General features: G+C 65.3%; 26 protein-coding genes. 14 read left to right on the top strand and 12 right to left on the bottom strand.

Annotated elements, in window-relative coordinates; all coding sequences use genetic code 11:
• Positions 1-29: 29 nt before the first annotated feature.
• The 4 genes from QOL62_RS08360 to QOL62_RS08375 form a co-directional block, all read right to left on the bottom strand.
• Entirely contained in the window at positions 30-1,055 is a 1,026-nt protein-coding gene (locus QOL62_RS08360) for a sugar kinase (RefSeq protein ID WP_283405911.1), read from the bottom strand.
• Positions 1,055-1,810 carry a 2-dehydro-3-deoxy-D-gluconate 5-dehydrogenase KduD gene (gene kduD / locus QOL62_RS08365; protein ID WP_103729132.1) on the bottom strand — a complete coding sequence of 252 codons (756 nt, stop codon included), beginning with the start codon at positions 1,808-1,810 and terminating at the stop codon, positions 1,055-1,057. Before kduD ends, QOL62_RS08360 begins: the two co-directional genes overlap by 1 nt.
• A 76-nt stretch (positions 1,811-1,886) precedes the next feature.
• Positions 1,887-2,723, bottom strand: a complete 837-nt coding sequence (kduI, locus tag QOL62_RS08370; RefSeq protein ID WP_283405912.1) for a 5-dehydro-4-deoxy-D-glucuronate isomerase — start codon at positions 2,721-2,723, stop codon at positions 1,887-1,889.
• 103 nt (positions 2,724-2,826) lie between these two features.
• Positions 2,827-3,846 carry a LacI family DNA-binding transcriptional regulator gene (locus QOL62_RS08375; RefSeq protein ID WP_103729134.1) on the bottom strand — a complete coding sequence of 340 codons (1,020 nt, stop codon included), beginning with the start codon at positions 3,844-3,846 and terminating at the stop codon, positions 2,827-2,829.
• Between the two features lie 276 nt (positions 3,847-4,122).
• On the opposite strand from QOL62_RS08375, the gene QOL62_RS08380 reads away from it, so the two are divergent.
• The 3 genes from QOL62_RS08380 (at position 4,123) to QOL62_RS08390 (ending at position 7,827) form a co-directional block, all read left to right on the top strand.
• Positions 4,123-4,920, top strand: a complete 798-nt coding sequence (locus QOL62_RS08380) for a 2-keto-4-pentenoate hydratase (RefSeq protein ID WP_283405913.1) — start codon at positions 4,123-4,125, stop codon at positions 4,918-4,920.
• A gap of 63 nt (positions 4,921-4,983) precedes the next feature.
• Entirely contained in the window at positions 4,984-6,288 is a 1,305-nt protein-coding gene (locus QOL62_RS08385) for an MFS transporter (protein ID WP_103729135.1), read from the top strand.
• Between the two features lie 288 nt (positions 6,289-6,576).
• The gene (locus QOL62_RS08390; RefSeq protein WP_283405914.1) at positions 6,577-7,827 is read left to right on the top strand and encodes an MFS transporter; all 1,251 of its coding nucleotides are present in this window, start codon (positions 6,577-6,579) and stop codon (positions 7,825-7,827) included.
• 7 nt (positions 7,828-7,834) lie between these two features.
• Here the strand turns inward: QOL62_RS08390 and QOL62_RS08395 are convergent, their stop codons facing one another.
• Positions 7,835-8,899, bottom strand: coding sequence for a S66 peptidase family protein (locus tag QOL62_RS08395; RefSeq protein WP_283405915.1), 1,065 nt, complete (start codon positions 8,897-8,899; stop codon positions 7,835-7,837).
• Positions 8,900-8,990: 91 nt separating this feature from the next.
• Here QOL62_RS08395 and QOL62_RS08400 point away from each other — a divergent pair, with 91 nt between their 5' ends.
• Both QOL62_RS08400 and QOL62_RS08405 read left to right on the top strand, forming a co-directional pair.
• Positions 8,991-9,866, top strand: coding sequence for an LOG family protein (locus tag QOL62_RS08400; protein ID WP_103729138.1), 876 nt, complete (start codon positions 8,991-8,993; stop codon positions 9,864-9,866).
• Positions 9,867-9,986: 120 nt separating this feature from the next.
• Positions 9,987-10,154 carry a hypothetical protein gene (locus QOL62_RS08405; protein WP_158250648.1) on the top strand — a complete coding sequence of 56 codons (168 nt, stop codon included), beginning with the start codon at positions 9,987-9,989 and terminating at the stop codon, positions 10,152-10,154.
• 3 nt (positions 10,155-10,157) lie between these two features.
• Here QOL62_RS08405 and thiD read toward each other — a convergent pair whose 3' ends face one another.
• The 3 genes from thiD to glmM are packed head-to-tail and all read right to left on the bottom strand — an operon-like array spanning position 10,158 to position 12,545.
• Complete coding sequence (thiD, locus tag QOL62_RS08410; RefSeq protein WP_283405916.1) at positions 10,158-10,907, bottom strand: bifunctional hydroxymethylpyrimidine kinase/phosphomethylpyrimidine kinase; 750 nt, start codon at positions 10,905-10,907, stop codon at positions 10,158-10,160.
• A 29-nt stretch (positions 10,908-10,936) separates the two neighbouring features.
• The gene (locus tag QOL62_RS08415) at positions 10,937-11,173 is read right to left on the bottom strand and encodes a DUF1272 domain-containing protein (RefSeq protein WP_103729318.1); all 237 of its coding nucleotides are present in this window, start codon (positions 11,171-11,173) and stop codon (positions 10,937-10,939) included.
• A gap of 31 nt (positions 11,174-11,204) precedes the next feature.
• Positions 11,205-12,545 carry a phosphoglucosamine mutase gene (glmM, locus tag QOL62_RS08420; protein WP_283405917.1) on the bottom strand — a complete coding sequence of 447 codons (1,341 nt, stop codon included), beginning with the start codon at positions 12,543-12,545 and terminating at the stop codon, positions 11,205-11,207.
• A gap of 233 nt (positions 12,546-12,778) precedes the next feature.
• Here glmM and QOL62_RS08425 point away from each other — a divergent pair, with 233 nt between their 5' ends.
• Positions 12,779-14,059, top strand: coding sequence for a dicarboxylate/amino acid:cation symporter (locus QOL62_RS08425; RefSeq protein WP_283405918.1), 1,281 nt, complete (start codon positions 12,779-12,781; stop codon positions 14,057-14,059).
• A gap of 18 nt (positions 14,060-14,077) precedes the next feature.
• Here the strand turns inward: QOL62_RS08425 and QOL62_RS08430 are convergent, their stop codons facing one another.
• Positions 14,078-14,686 (bottom strand): HNH endonuclease, encoded by a 609-nt coding sequence (locus QOL62_RS08430; RefSeq protein WP_103729142.1) that lies wholly within the window; start codon positions 14,684-14,686, stop codon positions 14,078-14,080.
• 157 nt (positions 14,687-14,843) lie between these two features.
• Here QOL62_RS08430 and gluQRS point away from each other — a divergent pair, with 157 nt between their 5' ends.
• The 5 genes from gluQRS (at position 14,844) to QOL62_RS08455 (ending at position 17,945) form a co-directional block, all read left to right on the top strand.
• A complete protein-coding gene (gene gluQRS / locus QOL62_RS08435; protein WP_283405919.1) occupies positions 14,844-15,689 on the top strand; it encodes a tRNA glutamyl-Q(34) synthetase GluQRS in 846 nt (281 codons plus the stop codon).
• Positions 15,686-15,919 (top strand): HIG1 domain-containing protein, encoded by a 234-nt coding sequence (locus QOL62_RS08440; RefSeq protein ID WP_283405920.1) that lies wholly within the window; start codon positions 15,686-15,688, stop codon positions 15,917-15,919. The genes gluQRS and QOL62_RS08440 overlap by 4 nt, the downstream gene beginning before the upstream one ends.
• A 118-nt stretch (positions 15,920-16,037) precedes the next feature.
• Positions 16,038-16,607 (top strand): cob(I)yrinic acid a,c-diamide adenosyltransferase, encoded by a 570-nt coding sequence (locus QOL62_RS08445; RefSeq protein ID WP_283405921.1) that lies wholly within the window; start codon positions 16,038-16,040, stop codon positions 16,605-16,607.
• Between the two features lie 62 nt (positions 16,608-16,669).
• Complete coding sequence (locus QOL62_RS08450) at positions 16,670-17,539, top strand: 3-hydroxyacyl-CoA dehydrogenase family protein (protein ID WP_283405922.1); 870 nt, start codon at positions 16,670-16,672, stop codon at positions 17,537-17,539.
• A gap of 88 nt (positions 17,540-17,627) precedes the next feature.
• Positions 17,628-17,945 (top strand): hypothetical protein, encoded by a 318-nt coding sequence (locus QOL62_RS08455; protein WP_283405923.1) that lies wholly within the window; start codon positions 17,628-17,630, stop codon positions 17,943-17,945.
• A 19-nt stretch (positions 17,946-17,964) separates the two neighbouring features.
• On the opposite strand, the gene mutS is transcribed toward QOL62_RS08455, so the two are convergent.
• A complete protein-coding gene (mutS, locus tag QOL62_RS08460) occupies positions 17,965-20,568 on the bottom strand; it encodes a DNA mismatch repair protein MutS (RefSeq protein WP_283405924.1) in 2,604 nt (867 codons plus the stop codon).
• A gap of 116 nt (positions 20,569-20,684) precedes the next feature.
• Between mutS and QOL62_RS08465 the strand changes: the two genes are divergently transcribed.
• Positions 20,685-22,949 carry an NADP-dependent malic enzyme gene (locus QOL62_RS08465; RefSeq protein ID WP_283405925.1) on the top strand — a complete coding sequence of 755 codons (2,265 nt, stop codon included), beginning with the start codon at positions 20,685-20,687 and terminating at the stop codon, positions 22,947-22,949.
• A 56-nt stretch (positions 22,950-23,005) separates the two neighbouring features.
• Here QOL62_RS08465 and trmB read toward each other — a convergent pair whose 3' ends face one another.
• The gene (trmB, locus tag QOL62_RS08470; RefSeq protein ID WP_283405926.1) at positions 23,006-23,722 is read right to left on the bottom strand and encodes a tRNA (guanine(46)-N(7))-methyltransferase TrmB; all 717 of its coding nucleotides are present in this window, start codon (positions 23,720-23,722) and stop codon (positions 23,006-23,008) included.
• A 128-nt stretch (positions 23,723-23,850) separates the two neighbouring features.
• On the opposite strand from trmB, the gene QOL62_RS08475 reads away from it, so the two are divergent.
• Together QOL62_RS08475 and QOL62_RS08480 are read left to right on the top strand one after the other, a co-directional pair.
• Entirely contained in the window at positions 23,851-24,207 is a 357-nt protein-coding gene (locus QOL62_RS08475) for a CidA/LrgA family protein (RefSeq protein WP_283405927.1), read from the top strand.
• A complete protein-coding gene (locus tag QOL62_RS08480) occupies positions 24,204-24,902 on the top strand; it encodes an LrgB family protein (protein ID WP_283405928.1) in 699 nt (232 codons plus the stop codon). The genes QOL62_RS08475 and QOL62_RS08480 overlap by 4 nt, the downstream gene beginning before the upstream one ends.
• 68 nt (positions 24,903-24,970) lie before the next feature.
• Here the strand turns inward: QOL62_RS08480 and ctrA are convergent, their stop codons facing one another.
• The gene (gene ctrA / locus QOL62_RS08485) at positions 24,971-25,666 is read right to left on the bottom strand and encodes a response regulator transcription factor CtrA (protein WP_007688003.1); all 696 of its coding nucleotides are present in this window, start codon (positions 25,664-25,666) and stop codon (positions 24,971-24,973) included.
• Between the last annotated feature and the right edge of the window lie 3 nt (positions 25,667-25,669).

Genomic DNA, 25,669 nt, shown 5'->3' on the forward strand with positions numbered 1-25,669 from the left:
CTCTGCCGAAGGTCTGACAGTCCCCGGCCTTACCGCCGCACATCCCCTCCGCTGGCCGAAAAGGATTCAAGCTCCTGCGGCCCGACCAGGCACATATCGCCCGGCACGGTATGCTTGAGCACCGTGTAGCCCAACCCCGCCTGCGCCGTAGCGACAAGGTCTGCGCCTTCGAGCCACTTGTGCAGTACGCCCGCTGCGAAAGCGTCGCCGGTACCGATGCGGTCGACGATACCGGTCACGTCCACTTCGCTGGTCTGGTGGGCGCCGTCGCGCGCATCGACGCGGGCTGCGATGCGATGATGCCCGGAATTGACCACGTGCCGCGCGGTAGAGGCAATCAGTTGCAGCTTTGGAAAGGCGTCGAAAGCCGCCAGTGCCGCTTCACGCCGCCGTTCGGAACCGTCGCCGGAAAACGCCTTCCCCAGCAGCAGCGAGATGTCGCGATGGTTGCCGATCATGATTGTGGCCGACTGCATCAGGTCCGTCAGGATCTCACGCGGGTTGCTGTCCCAGGCATCCCACAGCAAAGCACGGTAGTTGCCATCGAAACAAACAGGCACGCCGGCGCTGACGGCTGCGGCGACGGCGGCTTGCGCAAGCGCGACGCCCCCGGGGCCGAGCGCCGGCGTGATGCCCGACAGGTGGAGCAGTCGGGCACCCTCCAAAGCGGAGGCGAAGTCGAACTGGGTCGCCTTGGAGGTTGCGAACACCGAACCCGCGCGATCATACGTGATCGACGAGGGCCTCAAGCCCGCTCCGCTTTCGAGGAAATAAAGTCCCATCCGGCCGGCGTCGCGCCCGACGTGGGCGGTATCGATCCCGGCGGCATTAAGCGCCGCGCGCGCCCGGTCGCCCAGTGGGCTGGACGGCAGGCGCGTGAGCATCGTCACGTCATGCCCCAGCGAGGCCAGCCCCGCCGCGACATTGGCCTCTGCTCCGCCCACCACCATGTCCAGCGCATCACACTGGACCATCAGCCGCCCGCCCGGTGTCGCGAAACGCAGGAGGACTTCGCCAAAGGTGACGACGTGGCCGGTGCGGGTGGAACCTGGCATCAGCGCGCGAGCCAGCCGCCATCGACGGCCAGGATCTGGCCGGTGACGTAATCGGATGCCTGCGAGGCGAGGAACACCGCGGCCCCCGCGATATCTTCCGGCCGGCCCCAGCGGCCGGTTGGGATGCGCTCCAGGATCTGGCGGTTGCGCGTCTCGTCGGCGGCCAGCGCGGCGGTATTGTTGGTGGTGATATAGCCAGGCGCGATCGCGTTGACCTGTACGCCCTTGGGGGCGAGTTCGTTCGCCATTGCCTTGGTCACCCCGCTCACGCCCGACTTCGCCGCCGCGTAGCTGGGGACACGGATGCCGCCCTGGAAGGTCAGCAGGGAGGCAATGTTGACGATCTTGCCGCCCTCGCGCTCCACCATGCCTCTCGCCGCTGCCTGGCTGAGGAAGAACAGCGTCTTGAGATTGGTGTCGATCACCGCATCCCAGTCTTCCTCGGAGAACTCCAGCAGATCGTCGCGGCGGATGATCCCGGCGTTGTTGACGAGGATGTCCACCTTGCCAAGACCCGCGACCGCTTCGTCGATGACGCGTCCGACCGGCTCGATGCTCGACAGGTCGGCCTTGATGTTCACCGCCTTGCGCCCGGTTGCGGCGATCGCGCCGAGCGTCTCGGTCGGCTCGGACCGGCCAGCCACCGCAACATCGGCACCGGCTTCTGCCAGAGCCACGGCAATGGCCTGGCCGATGCCCGTGTTGGCACCTGTGACGAGCGCACCCTTGCCCGTCAGGTCGAAGGAAATTGCCATGTGTCCTATCCCGTCAGTATGTGTCTTGCCCACGTCCCTCTCTTATTCCGGGACGCGGGCCTGAAGACAGTGCCGCTTACTGCAGCTGGCAGATGTCGAGCACGTTCATGTCAGTGTAGTCGAGGTTTTCCCCGCCCATAGCCCAGATGAAGGCGTACTTCTTAGTGCCCGAACCCATGTGGATCGACCACGGCGGGCTGATGACGGCTTCTTCGTTGGCGATCACGATGTGACGCATCTGATCGGGCTCGCCCATGTAGTGGAAGATGCGGTCGTTCTCCTCGGGGAGTTCGAAGTACAGGTAGATCTCGCTGCGACGATCGTGGAGGTGCGGCGGCATGGTGTTCCACACCGAACCCTCTTCAAGCACGGTCAGGCCCAGCAGCAGCTGCGCGCTCTCGCATACGCCGGGGATGACCAGCTGGTAGATCGTGCGCTGGTTGGAGTTGGCAAGGTCTCCGCGCGCCAGCGGATTGGCCTGGTCAAGCGTGATGTGCTTGATCGGCAGCGCCTTGTGCGCAGGAACCGACGCGATGTAGAAGCGCGCGCCTTCGCCTTCAAAGATGACCTCCTGGCTGCCCATCGGCACGTAGAGGCATTCCTTGTTCTTCATTTCGAAGCGCTGACCGTCGACCGTGATCGCGCCCGGGCCGCCGATGTTGGTGATGCCGGCTTCGCGGCGCTCGAAGAACGACTTGCCTTCGGCGCTCTTGGGCGCGGTCTGCAGCGGCAGGGCCAGCGGCGTCGCCCCTGGAACCGCGCCACCGATGATGAAGCGTTCGTTGTGCGAGTAGTTGAGGTTGACCTCACCCGCCTTGAACATGCCCGTCACCAGGTAACGATCGCGCAGCTCCTCATTGGAGACACACTCCATCATGTCCGGATGGGTGGCGTGGTACGTCTTGCAGAACACTGCGAACTCTCCCGTTCATCTCTTCGGCGTGAAGCGTATCCGCTTTAGGTAACCGGTGTCAATGCGGCTTCGGCCAAATTGGTGTCCGCCTTTACACAGGCCCTCACGCGGCGCTGCGGGGAACTGCGGAGGCGCGCCGGATGAGGTCGGACAGGAAGAACGAAGGCTCCGAAGCGGCCGATGCGGGCCTGATCAGCTTTGCGGCCGCCGTCTTCGCCATCGCGCGGATCGGCCACCGCACGGTAGTGAGCGGCGGCCAGATGTGTGCAGCGGTGGCGGTATCGTCGAAGCCGATGATCGAGAGGTCATCCGGCACATTCAGCCCACGCTCGCGCGCCGCATGGAGGATGCCCGCCGCCATCTCATCGTTGCTGGAGAAGACGGCGGTCGGGGGAATGTCCGCGGCCAGCAGCTTCTCGCCTGCGGCCTTGCCCGATTCGAAGCGGTACGTGCCGCGGGCCATGATCGCCGGGTCCGGGCTGAGCCCTGCCCCCGCCAGACCTTCGAGAAAACCCTGCTCGCGTTCGTTGGCCGAGCGGAAGCCTTCAGGACCCGCTACGAAGCCGATCCGCGAATGGCCCAGTTCCGCCAGCCAGCCCACCGCCTCGCGCACAGCCTGCCGGTCGTTGGAGGCAACAAGGTGAGCATCTTCGTCCAGCCTGGCAGAGCCCATGCGCACGACGGTGCAGCCAAGATCACGGCACAGATCGGCCAGATCATCGCGCTCGGAAAGCGGCGGCAGGAGCATGACGCCGTACAGCCGCTGCTGCTCGATGAAGCGGCGGATATCGTCATGCAGCGTCGGCGAATAGCGGTTCACCGGATGAACGACGAGCGCGAATTCAGTATCGCGGATGGTGTCGAGAATGCCTTCCTGCACCCCCAGCACCATTTGCGCGTTCGGGTTGTCGTGGATGAGACCGATCAGGAAGTTGCGCCGCAACGCCAGCGCCCGCGCCTGCGGATTGGGCACGTAACCCAGTTCGGCGATCACCGATTCCACCTTCTCGCGCGTGCTCGCATTGAGCAGCGGCGATTTGTTGATCACGCGGCTGACCGTCTTCTTGGACACGCCCGAAAGGCGCGCCACATCATTGATCGTCGGTTTCTGGCCTTCTGCCATGCGGCATCCTTGTTGATGTACGCCGGGCTATCGAGGAACCGGGGCGCTTTTTTTTCGGCTTGCCTTCCCGCGAGGTGAAAGGCAATATGACACCGGTTACCATCTTTCCGTTTATCCTGTCATCGGCGGAAAGAAAGCAGGTCCATCCCTAGGGTGGCGCTGTCGGTGGCCATCCCGACAGAGCGGACACTCTGAATACGACGGATTGCTATTGGCGTCGGGTGACACCGGTGTCCAGATGATCCGGGCACGATAGGAAATGGGTTGGGGATCGTTTTGACAGACACCGCAAAAGCAGTGGCCGAAGCTTTCGTGACGGCACGGCGCGAAAAACGCGCACTGAATACCTATCCGGGGCAGATCCCAGCCGATCTCGGCGGCGGCTATGCCATCCAGGACATCGCCATCCGGTTTGACGGCCGCGAGATCGCAGGCTGGAAGGTCGGCAAGATCAACCCGCCGCTTGACGTGCAGCTGGCCAGCAACCGCCTGGCCGGGCCTATCTTCAGTGACAGCGTGGTGACCGTCGCTGACGGGGAAGCACCGGCGATGCCTGTCTTCGCGGACGGTTTCGCCGCAGCCGAGGCGGAGTTCCTGCTTCATGTCGCGCCCGGCTGGGACGGCGTGGTGCCGCAGGACGATGCGGGCACGCGGGCCATACTGGACGCGGTGCATATCGGCATCGAGGTCGCCAGCTCCCCTTATCCCGGCATCAACGCGGATGGACCGCCGGTGACTGTCTCCGATTACGGCAACAACTACGGCATGGTCATCGGCCCGCTGCTGGAAGGCTGGGAAACCGTTGACTTCAACGCCATCACCGTCCGACTGGACATCGATGGCGACACGGCCGGTGAGGCGACCACGACGACAATGCTGGACGGACCGCTCGGCGCCGTCCGCTTCCTGCTGGGCCATCTCTCGGTGCGCGGGATCGACTGCAGCGCCGGCACCTGGGTTTCGACCGGCGCGGTGACGGGTGTTCATCCCGTCACGCCGGGCCAGCATATACTGGCGAACTTCGACGGCCACGGTACGGTCGCTTGCGGCATTATCGCGGCAAGGCAGGACTGACGAGAAGAGCGATCGGAAAATATGGCCGTGGTGAACGGCGCGAGGTCGCAAGGGAGCAGGAAAATGGATGCAGAAACCGGCAGCACGGCCGGCCAGGCAAGGACAGGCGCTCCGCTGAAGGTGGGGCGCTACCGCTGGGTAGTGGTGGCGCTGCTCTTTGCAGCGACGGCCATCAACTATGTGGACCGCCAGATGATCGGCGTGCTCAAGCCCACGCTGTCCGCCGAATTCAACTGGACCGAATCCGACTTTGCCGGGATCGTCTTCTGGTTCCAGCTGGCCTATGCCATCGGCTATCTCTCCTTCGGCAAGATCGTCGATACTTTGGGCGCCCGGCTGGGGTATGTTCTGGCCATCGTCATCTGGACCGTCAGCCACATGGCCCACGGCTTCGCGACCGGCATCACCTCCTTCGCGATGGCCCGTTTCGGACTGGGACTGGGCGAATCGGGTAACTTCCCCGCCGGCATCCGCGCCGTGACCGACTGGTTCCCGCAGAAGGAACGGGCACTGGCAATCGGCATATTCAACGCCGGCGCGAACGTCGGCGCGATTGTGACCCCGCTGCTGGTGCCGCTGCTGGTGCTGTGGTTCGACTGGCGCATGGCGTTCTTCGTCACCGGCCTGTTCGGGATCCTGTGGCTGGGCGCCTGGTGGGCATTCTATCGCCACCCGAGCAGCCATCCCCACGTGACGCCGCAGGAACTGGCCTACATCCGTCAGGACCCGGCCGATCCAGTCGAGAAGATCGGTTGGGGGCGACTGCTCATCGTGCGCGAAACCTGGGCCTATGCGCTCGGCAAGTTTCTCATCGACCCGATCTGGTGGTTCTTCCTGTTCTGGCTGCCGGGCTACCTGTTCGACCGCTACGACCTGGACCTCAAGACCTTCGGCCTGCCGCTGGCGGCAATCTACCTGATCTCGGACGTTGGCAGCATCGCCGGCGGCTGGATGTCGTCCAAGCTGATTGCCACTGGCCGCAGCCCCAACTTCGCGCGCAAGGCGACGATGCTGCTGTGCGCGGTGTGCGTGCTGCCGATCTGGTTCGTCCAGGGCGTCGACAACGTCTGGACCGCCGTGCTGATCATTGGCCTTGCGACCGCAGCCCACCAGGCCTTCTCCGCCAATCTCTACACCCTGCCTTCCGACGTGTTCCCGCGCGGAGCGGTCGGTTCGGTGGTGGGCATCGGCGGCACCGCAGGCGCCGTGGGCGGCATGGGTATGGCGCTGTTCGCGGGCTACATCCTTGATGCGACCCACAGTTACGAGGTGCTCTTCGCCATCTGTGCAAGCGCTTACCTGCTCGCCCTGCTCGCGGTCCACGTGCTCAGCCCGCGCCTCAGACCGGTGAGCATCGAAGCGAAGTAAGGGCCCCGCCCAAGGCGGTCCCGGGGAAGGGACAGCGCGTTATTCCTCATGGTCAGGGAATTACGGGCCACATCCGGGATTCCCTGGCCCCCTCCAACGCGGGCCGTGCCCGAGATCGCTCTCCCGAAACGCAGCGATGAAGCGGAGCCCGGCCGAGGAGCCGGGTTCATGCCGAAGACCGCCAGCGACACCAGGTTTTCCAATCTTCGCGACATGCCCCGGGTCTTTCGCCCTCTCGTCATCGGCCCCGTGTCCGGCTAGAGGGGTGCCACGCGAGGGGAGCGATCGATGAACGTCTACCGCCAGAATGCCCGGGTGCTCACTGCAAGCCTGGTGGGCACCGCGGTCGAGTTCTACGACTTCTACATATACGCCACGGCTGCGGCTCTGGTTTTCGGGCCGCTGTTCTTCCCGGCCGAATCGACGGCGGTGCAGCACCTCGCGTCCTATGCCAGCTTCGCCATCGCCTTTATCGCCCGGCCGGTAGGCGCAGCGCTGTTCGGCCACTTCGGGGACAGAGTCGGACGCAAGTCCACCCTTGTCGCATCGCTCCTGCTCATGGGGGGCGCAACCGTGCTGATCGGCCTGCTGCCGACATACGAAAGCGCCGGATGGATGGCACCCGCCCTTCTGTGCCTGATGCGCTTCTGCCAGGGGCTCGGGCTGGGCGGTGAGTGGGGCGGCGCTGCCCTGCTGGCGGTGGAGAACGCCCCGAAGGGCTATGAGGCGCGCTTCGGCATGTTCCCGCAACTTGGTGCGCCTGTGGGATTCTTCGCGGCGAACGGGCTCTTCCTCGTCCTAAGCTCGGTGCTGACGGACGAGCAGTTCGCCGATTGGGGATGGCGCGTTCCTTTCCTGTTGAGCGCGGTGCTGGTCGGCCTCGGACTGTGGATCCGCTTTCGTCTCTCGGAAAGCCCCGTCTTCGTGCAGGAAGATGAAAAGCACCGCGCGATCCCCGTGGTCGAGCTGTTCCGCACGCACATACGCGAGACGGTGGCCGGAACCTTCGCGGTGATCGCCTGCTTCGCCCTCTACTATCTCGCCACCACCTTCGCGCTCGGCTACGGGACCGGCACGCTGGGCTATGGACGCCAGCAGTTCCTGGGCGTGCAGCTGTTCGCGATCCTCTTCATGGCTGCGGGGATCGTGGTTGCGGGATACGCGGCAGACCGGCGGTCCTCGCGCTCGGTCCTCATGTTCGGATGCTTCTGTGCGGTGCTCCTCGGCACCATCATGGGGTTGATGTTCTCGGCCGGATCCCTGTTTGTCATTGGCCTGTTCCTTTGCCTCGCGCTGTTCACGATGGGGCTGGTCTACGGCCCGATCGCGGAACTGCTGCCGCGCCTGTTCAAGGCTCGGGTACGGTACACAGGCGCCTCCATCGCGTTCAACGTGGGTGGCATCATCGGCGGCGGCTTCGCACCGGCCACCGCGCAGGCGCTGGCGGACAGTGGCGGCGTTCTCTTCGTCGGCCTCTACATCTCGGCGGCGGCCCTGCTCAGTCTGTTCGGGCTCATGGCCGTGCAGGTGAAGCGCTGACGCATTCCTAGACGACCGCCGGCTCAAGCAGACGGAGCGTTCCCGCGTCTGCATCCATCTCGGCCATGATGCCTACGGGAACACTGATCTGGTTTGCCACGTGCCCTATCATGAGGCCCTGGAAGGCCGGCTTGCCAAGAGAGCCGAAGCGCTGGTCCAGCACTTCGTAGAGAGTGAAGTTGGAATAGCCGCCATCCGGATTCTCGCACCGGGTACACTGACCGAAAACCACACCTGCCACCTTGTCGAGCGCGCCTGACAAAGCGAGCTGGGTCAGCATTCGGTCGATCCGGTACTCTGCCTCGTTGGTATCTTCCAGGAAGAGGATGGCGCGGTCGAAAGACGGAAGGAAAGGCGTGCCGACAAGCGCGCTCAGGACCGTGAGGTTGCCCCCGATCAGTCGCCCTTGAGCCTTGCCTCCGCGAAACGTCCGCACGCCGGTTCCCCGCGCGCCAAGGCCGGGGCCATCCCGCACGGGCACGGAATAGGTCGGCAGCGTGCCCTCGAACGCGACCCGGTGGAACGACTCCCACGAGGCCTGCGGCCACGAAGCCGAGGCGTTCGGCCCGTGTATCGAAACGACACCCTGGCTGGCCAGCGCCAGGCAGAGGGCCGTGTTGTCGCTGAAGCCCGCGAAAAGCTTCGGCTTCTTGCGGATGGTGGCGAAGTCGAGGTGAGGCAGCAGTCGAGCCGATCCCCACCCGCCGCGGACCGCCAGGATGCCCCTGACATCATCGTCAGCGAACATGCTCATGAGATCGCGGGCGCGCACCTCGTCCGTGCCTGCAAGATAGCCGTGCCGCTGAGTCAGATGCGGCGCTACGCGGGGCACGAGGCCCATGGCACGAACCGTGGCGGCGACCTCCTCGATCCCGAAGCGGTCGGCTACGAAGCCGGCAGGAGCCACGATGCCCAAGACATCGCCGTTGCGCAGGCGCGGCGGCTTCACCATATTGACCGGTGCCGATGGCAGGCCTCCGCGCGCCACCGCCCCCCGGGCGGGAAGCATGCAGAGACCGCCGCCGATCCCCATAAGTGCGCCTCGCCGCGTCAAAGTCCGACTGTTCATCATCCTCACAGCCTAGCCTGTATGCAACGCCGTGCAACCAGCGGCACCGACAACTGTTCTGGACCCGCCCGACGCGTCGGGCCATGGAGCACCAATGACCGAAAAAGAAGATAAAGACCTCACCGAACGCCGCTTCTACAAGGCCGAACAGGAGGCCGGCTTCGCCGAAAAGCAAGCCGACACCATCCAGACCGAGCATCCGGCCTATCGTCTCGCCTTCCGCGACACCGATTTCCTGCTGAGGGACGAACTGCGCCCCATTCGCTTCCAGCTGGAGCTGCTGAAGCCGGAAATGCTGCTTGAGGAAGCCAACATCGGCTCCACCCTCGTCATGTATGGATCCGCGCGCATACCCTCTCCGGACCGTGCGGACGCGCTCGTGGCGGCGGCCGCGACCGACTACCAGCACAAGGTGGCCGAACGCCTCGCCGCGAAGGCCAAGTACTGGGAGGAAGCCCGCACGCTGGCGCGCCTGGCCAGCCAGTGCGCCATCGTCGAGAAGGGTATGCGCCAGTTCGTCGTCTGCTCCGGTGGCGGCCCCTCCATCATGGAAGCGGCCAACCGGGGCGCGGCAGACGTCGGCGCGGAGTCGCTGGGGCTGAACATCGTCCTGCCTCATGAGCAGGCGCCCAATCCCTACGTGACGCCGCGCCTCTCGTTCCAGTTCCACTACTTCGCGCTTCGCAAGATGCACTTCCTTCTGCGCGCGCGCGCGGTTGCCGTGTTCCCCGGCGGCTTCGGCACATTCGACGAGTTCTTCGAACTGCTGACCTTGATACAGACCGGAAAGATGAAGCCTATCCCCATCCTGCTTTACGGACGCGAGTTCTGGGAACGCGTGGTGAACTTCGAAGCCCTGGCCGAAGAGGGCGTCATCAGCCCCGACGATGTCAACCTCTTCCACTGGTGCGAAACGGCGGAGGAAGGTTGGGGTCACATCAAGAAGTACTACGATCTGGACTGCGGCTGAAGCAGCAGGCGCCCGGTGCACTGTTCGGAAATATCGAACACAATGAGCGAACTTATCCGGGTGGATCGATAAGGGAATCGGGTGCATCTGCAGGGGCATGACCCAAGCAGATGCAAACCCATGAGCACCCTTGTAGAGCCGCTGCACCAGCGGGCCCGCATGCTTGCTGATTACGTGCAGCCCGTCATTCTGGCGCTGGGCACTGCGGGCATCACCGGCGGTGCCATGGCCGCCGCAGGAATGCTTGCGGACACGGCGCTACGGCGGCACCGTCAGTCCCAGGATTGACGGTCAACGCACCGCCTGATGCCCCATCGGTCCATGGCCTGCGCCGAACCCCGGCGCTGCGAGCAACGCTGCCCGAACGAACTCCCGGCCATCCCGCACCGCTTCCTCAAGCGTGGCGCCTTTTCCGAGGAGGGTGGCAATCGCACTTGAGAGCGTGCAGCCGGTACCGTGTGTGTGGCGGGTGTCGATGCGCGAGCCGGTCCATACCACCGGGTCCCTGCCGTCCACGATCAGGCGATCCACCACCATCTCGCCGGGCGCGTCTCCTCCCTTCGCGAGATAGGGTATGCCCCGGCCAACGAACGCTTCATCGCCGCCAAGCGCTGCGAGTTCATCGAAGTTCGGGGTCGTGAGGCAGGCGATCGCCATAAGCCGCCCGAACTGCTGCACCGTCGCTTCGTCCGCGAGAACCGACCCCGCGGTCGAGATCATGACAGGGTCGAAGACCACAGGCACGCCCAGCTTTTCCAGCCGATCCGCTACCACGCCTGCGATCTGCGGGCTTCCCAGCATCCCGATCTTCACAGCGTCCACCCCGATGTCGGACGCGCAGGCGTCTATCTGCGCGCCGACCATGTCGGCGGACAAGGCGGTCACCGCCGTCACGCCACGAGTGTTCTGGGCGGTAATAGCCGTAATCGCCGTCATCGCGAAGCCACCCAGCATCGTGATGGTCTTGATGTCGGCCTGGATGCCGGCGCCGCCGGAACTGTCGGACCCGGCGATGGAGAGGATGCGAGGGGGCTGGTTCATGACGGCGCTCCTTATCCCCTCACCCCCGATCAAGTCGAGCCTTGCCCCTTGAAACGTCGCTGCTTCGATGGAGGCGCCGAATCGTGGTGCCGCTTGGCGCGGGTGGGACGATCGACGAGTTCGCCCCCGCACGTCGGACACAGGTCGTCCAGCGCATCCGCGCATTCGGCGCAGTAGGTACACTCGAACGAGCAGATGAACGCGCCGGGCGCCTCTGCGGGAAGGGACGTGCCGCAGCGTTCACAGTCAGGCCGCATCTCAAGCATCAGCAGCATCCTCCCCGGACTTCCAAGAGAATCATGCCGCTGCCTTCTCGACGGCGTGGCAGATCGAGGCCACGGCCGCTTCCACTTCGCCGGCATCGTCGCCTTCGGCCATCACGCGGATGACCGGCTCCGTGCCCGACGGGCGGATCACGAGTCGCCCCCGACCGTCGAGCGAGGCCTGCGCATCGGCGATGGCCGCCCTGACGCTGTCCTCCTCAAGCGGGCGGCCGCCGGCAAAGCGCACGTTGCGCAGCAGCTGCGGCACGGGATCGAACAGATGGAGCAATTCGCTCGCCCGCTTGCCAGACTGAACCAGGGCCGCCAGCACCTGCAGCGCTGCCACCGTTCCATCGCCGGTCGTCGCATGATCGAGCAGGATCATATGGCCGGACTGCTCCCCGCCCACGTTGAAGCCGCCCTCCCGCATGCGCTCGAGGACGTGGCGGTCCCCTACGGCCGTGCGTTCGAGCGAGAGGCCCTGCCCGTTGAGGAAGCGCTCCAGCCCGAGGTTGGACATGACGGTAGCCACGACGCCGCCGCCGCGCAGTTCACCCCGGGCGGCAAGCTGGCTTCCGGTGAGAGCCATGATCTGGTCGCCATCCACAGTCCTGCCCTTTTCGTCCACGACGATCAGGCGGTCCGCGTCACCGTCGAGAGCGATGCCGATATCGGCGCCGCAGGAGACTACGGTTTCCTGAAGCAGATCGACGTGCGTCGAGCCGCAACGCTCGTTGATGTTTCGTCCATTGGGGGAGACGCCGATCGAGACGATCTCCGCCCCGAGTTCCCAAAAGGCCGCGGGTGCGACCTGGTAGGCCGCGCCATTCGCGCAGTCGACGGCGATCTTCAGGCCATCGAGCCGCACCGACGAAGGCAGCGCGGCCTTCACCGCGTGGATGTACCGGCCGTTGGCGTCGTCAACGCGGCGGGCGCGGCCGATTTCAGCGGATGGGGCGAGGGGAAGATCCTGGCACAGCATCGCTTCGATCGCCAGCTCATCCGCGTCGGAGAGCTTGAATCCGTCAGGGCCGAACAGCTTGATGCCGTTATCCTCGTACGGATTGTGGCTGGCCGAGATCATGACGCCCACATCGGCCCGCAGTTCCCGCGTCAGCAAGGCCACGGCGGGCGTGGGCATGGGGCCGAGGAGGACGACGTCCATGCCAACGCTGGTAAAACCGGCCACCATGGCGTTCTCCAGCATGTATCCGGAAAGCCGCGTATCCTTGCCGATGACCACCCGGTGACGGTGGGCGCCGCGAAGAAAATGAGTGCCAGCCGCCTGGCCCACCCGCATCGCCGTGGCCGCGGTCATCGTCCCTTGATTGGTTCGGCCCCTGATACCGTCCGTGCCGAAGAACTGTTTCCCCATTCTCTGACCTTTTCTATGCAGCGTTCAATATAGCTTCGAAACGCCGATGCCTTGTCTGGCGCGACATAGGCACCCTGACTTTGGCGCGCCCTTACAGCTTGATCGTTGATCCGTCGAACAGATAACCGTCACCCGCCGTCTGCTCGCGACGAAAGCATAGCGCAAGGATAATGCTTCGAAGGTACCTGGGGCAAATTGCCATCCGGAGCACTGACGCTTATTTGTCGCTGCGCATGACTTCGCTATCCCCCGCTTCATCAAGCACCTCGCGCATCCCTGAAATCCGCGTTCCCGGCGCGCTGACGCTGACAGGCCTGATCTGCGGACTGGTCCTTGGGCTCCTCCTCGCGGGCAAGCCTCAGGCGCAGCCGGCCCTGGCGATTGCGGCCCCGGTCGGCTCGTTGTGGCTGCAGGGCCTGCAGATGACGATCCTCCCGCTCGTCGCCGGCCTGCTCTTCTCCGGCATTGTGGAGACGGTGGCTGCGGCCAAGGCAGGCCTCATGGCGCGGCGGACCCTGGGCATCATCGTGGGTTTCCTCGCCTTCAGTGCCATCCTGGGTGCCGTGGCGATGCCGCTTCTGCTCGACCTCTTCCCCGCCCCCGCCGGCGTCAGCTTCGCGCAGGGCGTCACCCCTGGGAAGGTACCGGGCCTGTCCGACTTCCTCGCATCCCTGCTGCCCTACAACGTGGTCTCGGCTGCGGCGGCCAGCGCGATGCTCCCGGTCATCGTCTTCGTCGGGCTCTTCGCCTTCGCGTCCACGCGGCTTCGCGACGAGCCCCGCAAGCTTCTCGCACTGCTGTTTGAAGGGCTTGCCGGCGCTATGATGGTGGTCATCGGCTGGGTCCTGAAGCTCGCTCCGATCGGCGTCTTCGCCCTGGGTCTGTCGCTTGGCGTGCGCAGCGGCGGTGCGGCGCTCGGGGCGCTCGCGCATTACATCGTGCTTGTCGTCACCGTCGGCACCGTGGTGATGATCGCGGGCTATGCGATCGCAGTCATCGCGGGGCGGCGCAGCCTCTCGGCCTTCTTCAAGGCCATGCTTCCGGCGCAGGTCGTCGCCGTGTCCACCCAGTCCTCGCTGGCCACCCTGCCGACGATGCTGGCGGCGAGCCGCAGGCTGGGCGTTGCGACCACCACGGCGGAGTTCGCCCTTCCCCTCGCCGTCACTCTGTTCCGCGCGACCGGGCCGGCGATGAACATGGGCGTGGCGATCTACGCGGCGAAGCTCGCCGGGGTGGAACTGAGCGCAGGCGCTCTGGCGGCGGGCGCCTTTGTCGCCTTCGCCACCACGTTTGGCGCGGTATCGCTGCCCGGCACGATCAGCTTCGTCTCCTCCATCGGACCGATCGCCGCCACGATGGGTGTGCCGCTAGGGCCGCTCGGCGTACTGGTGGCGGTCGAAGTGGTGCCCGATCTTATGCGGACGCTGGGCAACGTCACCATGGACGTGGCGGTATCGACGGCCGTCGATGCCGGGATGAAGACGGAGGAAGCGCCCGAGGAGACTCTTCACTGAGCGGAAGCAGCCTGCCCGCTACTCCTCCAGTTCGATGTCCCAGTAGAGCCAGTCACGCCAGGTTTCGTGCAGGTAGTTTGGCGGGAATCCGCGCCCCCGCTCCTGCAGTTGCCAGCTTGTGGGGCGGATCGGCGGAACGAGCGGCGGCATCTTGGCCTGTTTCGGTGTTCGCCCGCCCTTGCGCAGGTTGCAGGCCGAACAGGCGGTCAGGATGTTTTCCCAGCTTGTGCGGCCGCCCAGCCGGCGCGGCACCACGTGATCGAAGGTCAGGTTGTGCGGACTGCCGCAGTACTGGCAGGAAAAGCGGTCCCGCAGGAAGACGTTGAACCGGGTGAAGGCGGGAAACTCACTGGGTTTCACATACTGGCGCAGCGCGATCACGGACGGGATCTGCATCGTCCAGTTCGGGCTGTGGACGGCACGCTCGTAACTGGAGACGATATCCACCCGCTCCAGCACCACGGCTTTGATCGCGGTCTGCCAGGGCCACAGGCTGAGGGGGTAATAGGAAAGCGGCGTGTAATCCGCGTTGAGAACAAGAGCAGGGCAGTCTGAAAGACTTCGGGAGGAGTCCCCCTCCGCGCTGCGGAACCGGGCCGCGCGCTCGATCAGCTCCGACTTGAGCATGGCCTCCTGTCGCAGGCCCGGATTGCGGTTTCATGGCACTCCATGCGGCTATTTCGAGCACTTGCGTGCGAGTACGTCAAGATGCCGCATGACCGGAGCCCCCGCCGATCCACAGCACGGCTTGCCTGCGCCGCCACGCACGCTACGACCCGCAGCGATGCGCACGCGTTTCGCCCCCAGCCCCAATGGCCCGCTTCACCTCGGGCATGCCTATGCAGCCCTTGTCGCCCACGACACGGCACGTGCGCGCGGCGGCGCGTTCATCCTGCGCATCGAGGACATAGACGGGGAACGAAGCCGCCCCGCCTTCGTCGAGGAAACCCTGCTGGATCTGGGATGGCTGGGCCTGCCCTGGGATGGCAAACCGGTGTTCCAGTCGCAGCGGCTCGAAAGCTACGCCGCCGCGGGAGAGCGGCTGAAAGCGATGGGCCTTCTTTACCCGTGCACCTGCACCCGCGCCGAGATAGCCGCTGCCGCGACCACGTTCGGACCCGACGGGCCCGTTTACCCCGGTACGTGCCGCGACCGGCGGGTCGATCCTGCGGCCGCTGCCGCCTGGAGGCTTGATGTGGAACGGTCCCTCACCATGACCGGACCGCTGTCATGGACGGACGAGGTCGCGGGCCGGCAGACGGCCACCCCCATGATGTTCGGCGACATTGTACTTCTGCGCAAGGACCTGCCCGCAAGCTACCACCTTGCCGCCACGCTCGACGATGCGGCTGACGGCATCAGCCTTGTGACACGCGGGATGGATCTGTTCAACGCAACGCACATACACCGCCTTCTCCAGGCGCTTCTCGAGCTGCCGGTGCCCACATGGCTTCACCACCCGTTGCTGGTGGAGCCGGACGGTCGCAAGCTGGCGAAGCGGCGAGGCTCACCCTCACTGGGAGACCGGCGGCGGGCCGGCGAGGATGGACGCACCATCGCCCAGGCACTGCGCGAAGGGCGCTTCCCGGCTGGTATTTCCTTGTCCCGGGGCGTACACCAGACGCCATGAACTACATCCTTGTTCCCATCATCATCGTGCTGGTGATCATGGTCATCGTCAGCCTCGTGCGCGGCATCATCGCCTTCATGAACAGCACGAAGGAAGATCTGAACCGCGACCCGAACGCCGTCGGGCCGTCGCCCAACCAGATCCTGCAGAACAGGATGATGTTCAACCGCATCAAGTACCAGATGGCGGCCGTGCTGGTCTGCGCCCTCCTGCTCGCAATGGCGCGCTGAACGCGCAGGCCCTCATCCGGCCGGTATGTGGCGGCGGAAGGCTGTCCGCCTGGCACGGGCACCTGCCTTCACGCGATGGCCACGACGCGCCCGGCGTCCTCCCTTGAAAGGAACGAACTTGGTCCGCCTCAACAAGATCTACACCCGCACCGGCGATGATGGCACCACCGGCCTGGTCGATGGCTCGCGCCTTCCCAAGCATGCGGCGCGGATGGAGGCAATCGGCGCCGTGGACGAGGCCAACAGCGCGATCGGCCTCGCCGTCTGCGCTGTTGGGGACAGCGATCACGCAGCCACCTTGACGCGCATCCAGAACGACCTGTTCGACCTTGGCGCCGACCTCGCCACGCCCGGGGACGATTTCACACCCGGCGAGATGACCCTGCGCATCGTTTCCGCGCAGCCGGAGTGGCTGGAGACGGCGATCGATGCAGTGAACGAACGGCTTGCGCCGCTGAAAAGCTTCATCCTTCCCGGCGGAAGCGAAGCCGCCGCGCGTATCCACATCGCGCGCGCCTCTGTCCGCGCCGCCGAGCGCAGGGCGACCGCACTCGCAGCGAGCGATCCCGTCAATCCGGCCGCGCTTGCCTACCTCAACCGGCTCAGCGACTATCTTTTCGTGCTCGCCCGTGCAGTCAATCGCGACGGCGCAGACGACGTTCTTTGGGTCCCCGGACAAAATCGCTAGGTTCCCTCCCGCGCGTGCAGCGGCTACCCAGCCGCTGCATCAACTTGAGAGGGAGTTAGGCAGTGCGGTCAGTCGGCATAATCGGCGCAGGCATCATGGGTTCGGGCATCGCCCAGACCGTGGCGAGCAAGGGCATGGACGTGGTTCTCACGGACGTCAGCCTGGAACTGGCCGAAAAGGGAAAGGCTGGCATCGCCAAGGGCCTTGCGAAGCTCGTCGCGAAGGAAAAGCTGACGCAGGCGGATGCCGACGCGCTGCTTGATCGTATCACCCCGGCCGGAGACTACGCCGCCCTGTCCGGCTGCGATCTCATCATCGAAGCCGCCACCGAGCGGGAGGACATCAAGGCCAAGATCTTCGAGGCCGCCGGCAAGGTCCTTGGCCCCAACGCAATCATGGCATCGAACACCAGTTCGATCCCGATCACCCGGATGGCGGCGGGGACACCGGACGCAGCGCGTTTCTGCGGCCTGCACTTCTTCAACCCGGTGCCGCTCATGGGCCTGGTCGAGGTCATCCCCGGCCTTGCAACCTCGCAGGACACGATTGACCGCATGAAGGCATTCGGCGAGAAGCTGGGCAAGACGGTCGTCCTGGCGGGCGATGAGCCGGGCTTCGTCGTCAACCGCATCCTGTGCCCCATGCTCAACGAAGCGATCTTCGTGCTGGGCGCGGGCATCGGTTCGGTCGAGGATATCGACGCCGGCTGCAAGATCGGCCTCAACCACCCCATGGGACCGCTGACCCTGGCTGACTTCGTCGGGCTCGATACCCTCTACGAGATCATGAAGGTGTTTCACTCAACCACCGGCGATCCGAAGTACCGCCCGGCCCCCCTCCTCCAGAAGTACGTGGAGGCGGGCTGGTACGGTCGCAAGACCGGAAAAGGCTTCTACGACTACTCAGGCGAAGTCCCGATTCCAACGCGCTGAGCAATCCACGTGAGGGAGGCGGCACCGCCTCCTTCGCTTTGGAACCCCCTCCTCTGCCGGTCCGTTGTACCGGCAAAGGAGATTTTCGATGATTGATCGCGCCGATGACGTTCCGCCCGAAGCCCTCGAAGACCAGATGGAAGAAGACTCCCAGGCCCAGACCGTCACCGATGAGGCCATGGGCCGCAACAGCGCCGCACAGGGCCTGAGCGACACGGAAAAGGTCAAGGGCGGCGTTCTGGATGAAGACGACGTGGAAGACATCGTCGACCACATGAACCAGATGGACACCAGCGGGAACATCGACATGTCCGCCTATGATGGCGAGGACGCGATGGATGATCTGGAGAACCGCTACGGCCAGCGCAACGCCGCCGATCCAGACTTTTCCGCCGACGATTCCTGATCGCGGCGGCGACTGATCCTCAGTCCCCGGATCCCGCCTCGCGCTTGAGATCGTAGAGGATCTCGAGCGCGTCGCGCGGTGAGAGCGCGTCCACGTCCATGTTCCGCAGCTTGTCCCGCACGGTGTCGCAGACCTCTTCCCGAGCATCCAGCGCCGCTGCGAACAGAGGCAGATCGCCAAGCCCCGCCGCCAGCCCGCCGGTCTCCGCGCGGCCCTTCTCCAGCTTCTCGAGCACGGACTTGGCCCGGCTGATGACCTTGGGAGGCACGCCGGCCAGCCGCGCCACCGCCAAGCCGTAACTGCGATCCGCTGGTCCGTCCGCCAGTTCGTGAAGAAGGACCAGATCCCCCTTCCACTCGCGCGCGCGGACGTGGTGAAGCGACAGCGCTTCGCAGGATTCCGCAAGCCGTGCCAGTTCGTGATAATGGGTGGCGAAAAGGCAGCGGCAGCGGTTCGTCTCGTGGACCGCCTCCGCCACAGCCCAGGCAAGTGCAAGCCCGTCGTACGTCGAGGTTCCGCGGCCGACCTCATCGAGGATCACGAAGCTCCGCTCGGTCGCCTGAGCGAGGATGGCGGCGGTCTCCACCATCTCCACCATGAACGTGGACCGACCCCGCGCCAGGTTATCGGAAGCGCCCACACGGCTGAACAGGCGATCCACCATGCCGATCCGCGCCGACTTCGCGGGCACGAAGCCTCCGGCCTGTGCCAGCAGGACGATCAGCGCATTCTGGCGCAGGAAAGTCGACTTGCCGCCCATATTGGGGCCGCCGATCAGCCAGAGACGGTCGTGACTGGCAAGGCGGCAGTCGTTGGCGACGAAGCGCTCCCCCTGCGCCTTGAGTGCGGCTTCAACGACGGGATGGCGGCCGCCCTCGATCTCCAGCGCAAGCCCCTCGGTCACCTGCGGACGTGCCCAGTTGCCCTCGGCGGCGCGCTCGGCCTGCCCGGCGGCCACGTCGATCCGCGCCAAGGCAGCGGCGGTGCGGGCGATTCCGCAACGCGCGGCAACGGCTTCGCCCACCAGCGCTTCGAAATGTGCGTCCTCGGCGGCGAGGGCGCGTCCCCCCGCTTCGGTGATCCGGGCCGCTTCCTCATGAAGGGCCAGCGCGTTGAACCGCATGGCGCCTGCCATCGTCTGCCGGTGGGAAAATCCGCTTTCCGGCTCCATCAGCCTGTCGGCATGGCGCTGTGGCACTTCGATGAAGTAGCCGAGCACGTTGTTGTGCTTGATCTTGAGGGAAGCGACGCCGGTGTCCTCGCGGTACTTCGCTTCCAGAGCGGCGATGGCACGGCGAGCGTTGCCCGACATCACGCGCAGTTCGTCGAGTGAGGCGTCGTACCCGCTGGCGATGTAACCGCCCTGCCCGCGCTCGGTCGGCGGCGTTTCCACCAGGGCGCGGGCGAAATGGTCCACCAGCGCGCCGTGACCGCCCAGTTCCGGCAGCAAGCGCTCAAGCAGCACCGGCACGTCGTTCCTCTGGGCCAGCCGCTCGCCGATGCGGTGGGCGCCGGAAAGCCCGTCGCGAAGTTGCCCCAGGTCGCGCGGCGATCCGCGGCCTGCAACCACACGGCCCAGGGCGCGGCCCACATCGGGCAGTGCTCGCAAGGCGGCACGCAGATCCTCGCGCAGCAAAGCGTCGTCGTGGAGCCATTCGACCAGTTCAAGCCGCTCCGCAATAGCCAGTCGGCTCGTCAGCGGCGCCGAAAGGTCGTCCGCCAGCTGCCGCGAACCTGCGCCCGTGACGCAGCGATCGATCGCGTCGATCAGACTTCCCTTGCGGCCGCCTTGAGAGGATTCGAGGATTTCGAGGCTGGCACGGGTCGCCTCGTCCATCGCCAGGGCCGCATCCGCCGCGCGCGCTTCGGGTGGCAGCAGCAACGGCAGGGAGCCACGCCCGACATGGTCGAGGTACGCGATAAGACCGCCCGCCGCCGCCAGCATCGGCCGGGTGAACGCCCCAAAGCCGTCCAGCGTGGCGACGCCGTGCACCAGCTTCAGCCTGCCTTCGCCCCCGTCGGAGGAAAACTCGTGCGCAGACCGGCGAATGGCGGCTTCCGGCGCCTCGTCCCACCCGTCAGGCACGACAAGTTCGCTTGCGCCGAGCCGGGCAAGCGCGGCCGCCAGCCGGTCTGCGGGGCACTCCTCAAGCTCCATGCGCCCGGTCGAAATGTCGCAGGCGGCAATGCCGACGGTGCCGCGCACCTCGCAGGCAGCAGCCAGGACATTGGCCCGACGCGGCTCCAGCAAAGCCTCTTCCGTCAGCGTTCCGGCGGTGACGAACCGAACGATTCCACGCGCAACGAGAGCCTTCGAGCCGCCGCGTTTCTTGGCTTCGGCGGGTGTCTCCGTCTGCTCGGCGATGGCGACCCGGCAGCCCGCCTTGATGAGTCGGGCGAGGTATCCTTCCGCCGCATGGACCGGCACCCCGCACATCGGGATCGGCTGCCCCAGGTGCTCGCCTCGCGTGGTCAGCGCGATGTCAAGCACCTGGCTGGCGGTCTTCGCGTCTTCGAAGAACAGTTCGAAGAAGTCGCCCATGCGATAGAACAGCAGGCAGTCGCCGGCCTCTTCGCGAAGCGCGAGGTACTGGGCCATCATCGGAGTTGCGCCGGAAGTCATGCCTCCGGCGTTAGCGGTGCGGGCGTTGTCTTGGGAAGCACGAAGCTGCCGCCTTTCCCCTATCGCGTGGCGGTAACATCCGTTAGTGCCCCTTCCCGAAACCGGGGAGACCACACTTGTCCGAAAAGTCCAAGGTGCAGTTCACTGATCGCGAGGCGCTGTTCTACCATCAGACGCAGCGCCCGGGTAAGATCGAGATCATCGCCTCCAAACCCATGGCCACCCAGCGTGACCTGAGCCTTGCCTACTCGCCCGGCGTGGCGGTGCCCGTGCAGGCCATCGCTGACGATCCATCCACGGCCTACGACTACACGGCCAAGGGCAACCTCGTGGCAGTGGTCTCGAACGGCACGGCGATCCTGGGCATGGGCAATCTGGGCGCGCTGGCCTCCAAGCCGGTGATGGAAGGCAAGGCGGTGCTCTTCAAGCGCTTTGCCGACGTCGACTCGATCGACATCGAACTCGCCAGCGAAGACACCGAAGCACTGATCGAGGCGATCGCGATGATGGAGCCGAGCTTCGGCGGCATCAACCTTGAAGACATCAAGGCACCCGAATGCTTCATCATCGAGCAGGCCCTGCGCGAGCGGATGAACATCCCCGTCATGCACGATGACCAGCACGGCACCGCGATCATCGCGGCGGCGGGCCTCATCAACGCCTGTCTCATCACGGGCCGCAAGCTGGACGAGATCAAGGTCGTGGTGAACGGCGCGGGCGCATCGGCACTGGCCTGCACCTCGCTCATCAAGTCGATGGGCGTTCGGCATGAGAACGTCCTCGTCTGCGACACGCGCGGCGTGATCTATCCGGGCCGCGAACGCGTGGACCAGTTCAAGTCCACCCATGCCGTCGCCACTGACAAGCGTACGCTGACCGAAGCGCTCGAAGGCGCGGACGTCGTGCTCGGCCTTTCCGCCAAGGGCGCGATCACGCCCGAGATGGTGCGCAACATGGCGCCCGAACCGATCATCTTCGCGATGGCCAACCCCGATCCCGAAATCACGCCACCCGAGGCCAAGGCAGTGCGTCCCGACGCGATCGTTGCCACGGGCCGTTCGGACTATCCGAACCAGGTAAACAACGTGCTCGGCTTCCCCTTCATCTTCCGCGGCGCGCTCGACGTGCGGGCGACCGCTATCAATGAGGAGATGAAGATCGCGGCGGCGACGGCCATTGCCGAACTGGCGCGCGAACAGGTTCACGAGGACGTGGCGGCCGCCTACGGCGGCGCGACGCAGCAGTTCGGCCGCGACTACATCATCCCAGCGCCGTTCGATCCACGCCTGATGGAGGTGGTGCCGATGGCCGTCGCCAGGGCGGCGATGGATTCGGGCGTGGCGCAGAAGCCGATCGAGGATTTCGAGGCATACCGCGACCAGCTCAAGGCGCGGCTCAACCCGACCACCTCGGTGCTCACCCGCGTCTACGAACAGGTCAAGGCCAACCCCAAGCGGGTGATCTTCGCCGAGGCTGACAACGAGGTCGTCCTGCGCGCCGCGATCCAGTATCGCGACTTCGGTTATGGCGAACCGATCCTGGTGGGACGTACCCAGGTCATTCATGACAAGATGATCGAACTCGGCGTGTCCAATCCCGAGAGCTTCCACATCGAGAACTCGATGATCTCGACCCACGTCGAACCGATGGTTGAGATGCTTTACGAGCGTCTCCAGCGCCGCGGCTTCCTCAAGCGCGACGTGCAGCGCATGTGCAACACCGACCGCAACATCTTCGCGGCCGGACTGCTGAAGCTTGGCGTAGGCGACGCCATGGTTACCGGCATGACGCGCCCCTTCGCCCAGTCGATGAAGGAAGTGCGCCGCGTTCTCGACCCCGCATCGGGCAAGCTGCCTTTCGGCATCCACATGCTCGTCGGCAAGAATCACACCGTCTTCATGGCGGACACCACGATCAACGAGCGTCCCTCCGCCGAAGAACTCGCCGTCATCGCCCAAGAGACGGCGACGGTCGCCCGCAAGCTCGGGCATGAGCCGCGCGTCGCATTCCTGAGCTACTCCACCTTCGGCAACCCTTCGGGGCGTTGGCTGGAGACCACGCGCGAAGCAATCCGCCTGCTCGACGAACAGCAGGTCGATTTCGAGTACGAAGGCGAGATGGCGCCGGACGCTGCCCTCAATCCCAAGATCATGGAGCTTTATCCGTTCTCGCGCCTCACCGCGCCGGCGAACGTGCTTATCATGCCGGGCCTGCAGTCCGCCAACATCTCGGCCAAGCTGCTGAAGGAGATCGGCGGCACCACCTCGATCGGGCCGATGCTGCTGGGCATGGAAAAGCCGGTGCAGGTGGCTCCGATGACCGCGATCGCACCCGACGTCCTGACGCTCGCCGCGCTGGCGGCTGCCGGTATCACCGGCTGAGCCTTTCAAAGGATCAAGAAAAAGAGAGGCCGAAGCGATGGCTTCGGCCTCTCTTTTTATTTGCGGCGATAGCGGAAGTACCAGACCTCGTGGCCGTAGACGGTTCGGGCCTTGTTTTCGTACCGCGTCTCCGGCCAACCGCTTGGGCGCACCTGAAAATCGCCAGGCTTCTCGCATAGCCAATCGAACTGGTGCCTGTGGCGCTGCATGACCATGAGGGCATGGCGCAGGTACACCGCGTGATCGGTGCCGAACCGGAATTCGCCGCCCGGTTTAAGCTTCGCCGCAAACATGTTCACCGGGCCATCATTCATCATCCGGCGCTTCGCGTGACGGGCCTTTGGCCATGGATCCGGGTGCAGCAGGTACAGGAACGAGAGCGACTCGTCCGGAATGCGGGCAAGAACTTCCAGCGCATCGCCGTGATGAATGCGCACATTGCCGATGGGCGGATGCGCGCCGTTGTCGCCGCTGACGTGCAGCAGGGCCTGCGCCACACCGTTGAGGAAAGGCTCGGCTCCGATGAAGCCGTGGTCAGGCAGCATGTCCGCGCGACTGGCCATGTGCTCACCCCCACCGAAGCCGATTTCGAAGTGCAGCGGACAGTCTTGGCCGAACAGACGCGCGGCGGTGACCGGGCCTTCATCGGGCACGGCAATGCGCGGGAGCAGATCGTTCACCAGGTTCTGCTGGCCCGCGCGCAGCGGTTTGCCCTTGGCGCGGCCATAGAGACGGTTCAGCGTAGTCGGATCGCCGGATTTGTAAGCGGTCATGGCGCGCGCCAGTGACACTGCGCGGCGTTCGGGTCAATGGACTCGCGCCCGGCCGGGAGTTGCGCGGCGCAACTTGTATCGCGGAAAAGCGGATTGCCGCCTGCAGGTGGCCCTGCTTTATGGCCGGCATGCTGCGCGCCATATTTCTCCTTCTTGCCTGCCAGCTGGCGGGCGAAGCGCTTCACAGGCTCACGGGCCTTCCGCTTCCGGGCACGGTCATCGGCATGGTGTCGCTTGTGGCCTGGCTGGCTCTTGTTCCCCGCGAACGGCCCGCGCTTTCGGCGGTGACCGCGTGGCTGACCGCTCACCTGGCGGTCATGTTCGTGCCCGCGGCGGTCGGCCTCGTAGAGGAAGGCCCGGTGCTTTCCCGCTACGGCGCCGGGCTCATCGTGGCGACGACCTTGTCGACCGTGCTGACGCTGGTGGTGACGGCGCTGGTCTTCCGGTGGGCGCTGCAGCGCTACGCACCGGAGAGCGGACGATGAGCGAAGGTGCCCTGTTGGCGATGCCGTTGCTGTGGCTGACGGGAACGCTCGGCGTGTTTGAGCTGTTCGACCGCATCTCGAAGCGCTGCAACCGGCATCCCCTGTTGCATCCCGTGCTCTGGTCGACGCCGGTCCTGATCGGCGCGCTGCTCGTCACGGGCACGTCCTATGACACATATCGCCAGGCCACATTCCCGCTGAGCTTCCTGCTCGGTCCGGCCGTGGTTGGTCTGGCGGTTCCGATCTGGGCCGAACGGCAGCGCATCCGCCGCCTCGCCCTGCCGATCCTCCTGTCCCTGATGGCGGGAGCGCTGACGTCGATCGTAAGCGCGGTGGGCGTGCTGGCCCTGTTCGGCGCGCCTACCGCGTTACTCGCCTCGATCGCGCCCCGGGCTACGACCACCCCGGTGGCTATGGCGGTGGCCGGGCAGCTCGGCGGCATTCCGGCTCTCGCCGCCATCATAGTGCTGTTCGCGGGTGTGCTCGGCGCCATGGTGGCGACGCCGCTTCTCAACGCTATCAAGGTGCGGGATTACCGTGCGAGAGGCTTCGCCCTCGGCATCGCCTCTCATGGAATCGGTGCGGCGCGGGCGTTTCAGGTGGACGCCACGGCCGGCGCTCTTGCCAGCCTTGGCATGGCTCTCAACGCTATCGCCACGGCGGCGCTGCTGTCGATGATCGCCCTGCTGGCCTGAAGGCAAACGGCCCACCCCGTGTGAGGGCGGGCCGTCATGAGTCCTGCAAGGGTGCAGGAGTACGTCCGTCAGGCCGCCTCGGCAGCCTCATCCGGGTCGCGCAGAACGTAGCCGCGGCCCCAGACGGTTTCGATGTAGTTGGCGCCCCCGCAGGCATGCGCAAGCTTCTTGCGCAGCTTGCAGATGAACACGTCGATGATCTTCAGTTCCGGTTCGTCCATCCCGCCGTAGAGGTGGTTCAGGAACATTTCCTTGGTCAGCGTTGTACCCTTGCGCAGCGACAGCAGCTCGAGCATCGCGTATTCCTTGCCGGTCAGGTGCACGCGTGCGCCGTCGACCTCGACCGTCTTGGCATCGAGGTTCACGACGAGCTTGCCGGTGCGGATCACTGACTGCGAATGGCCCTTGGAACGGCGCACCACGGCGTGGATCCGGGCGATCAGTTCCTCACGGTGGAAAGGCTTGGTCACGTAGTCGTCCGCGCCGAAACCGAAGGAGCGAACCTTGCTGTCCATTTCGGAGATGCCGGAAAGGATGAGGACCGGGGTCTGCACCTTGGCCACGCGCAGCTTCTTGAGCACATCATAGCCGTGCATATCGGGCAGGTTCAGGTCGAGCAGGATGATATCGTAATCATACAACTTGCCCAGATCGAGGCCTTCCTCGCCAAGGTCTGTAGAGTAGACGTTGAACCCTTCTGCGGTGAGCATCAGCTCGATCGCACGGGCCGTAGTCGGTTCATCCTCGATCAGCAGCACTCGCATGGG

Source organism: Novosphingobium panipatense, from assembly GCF_900182875.1.
GTDB classification, from domain to species: domain Bacteria; phylum Pseudomonadota; class Alphaproteobacteria; order Sphingomonadales; family Sphingomonadaceae; genus Novosphingobium; species Novosphingobium panipatense.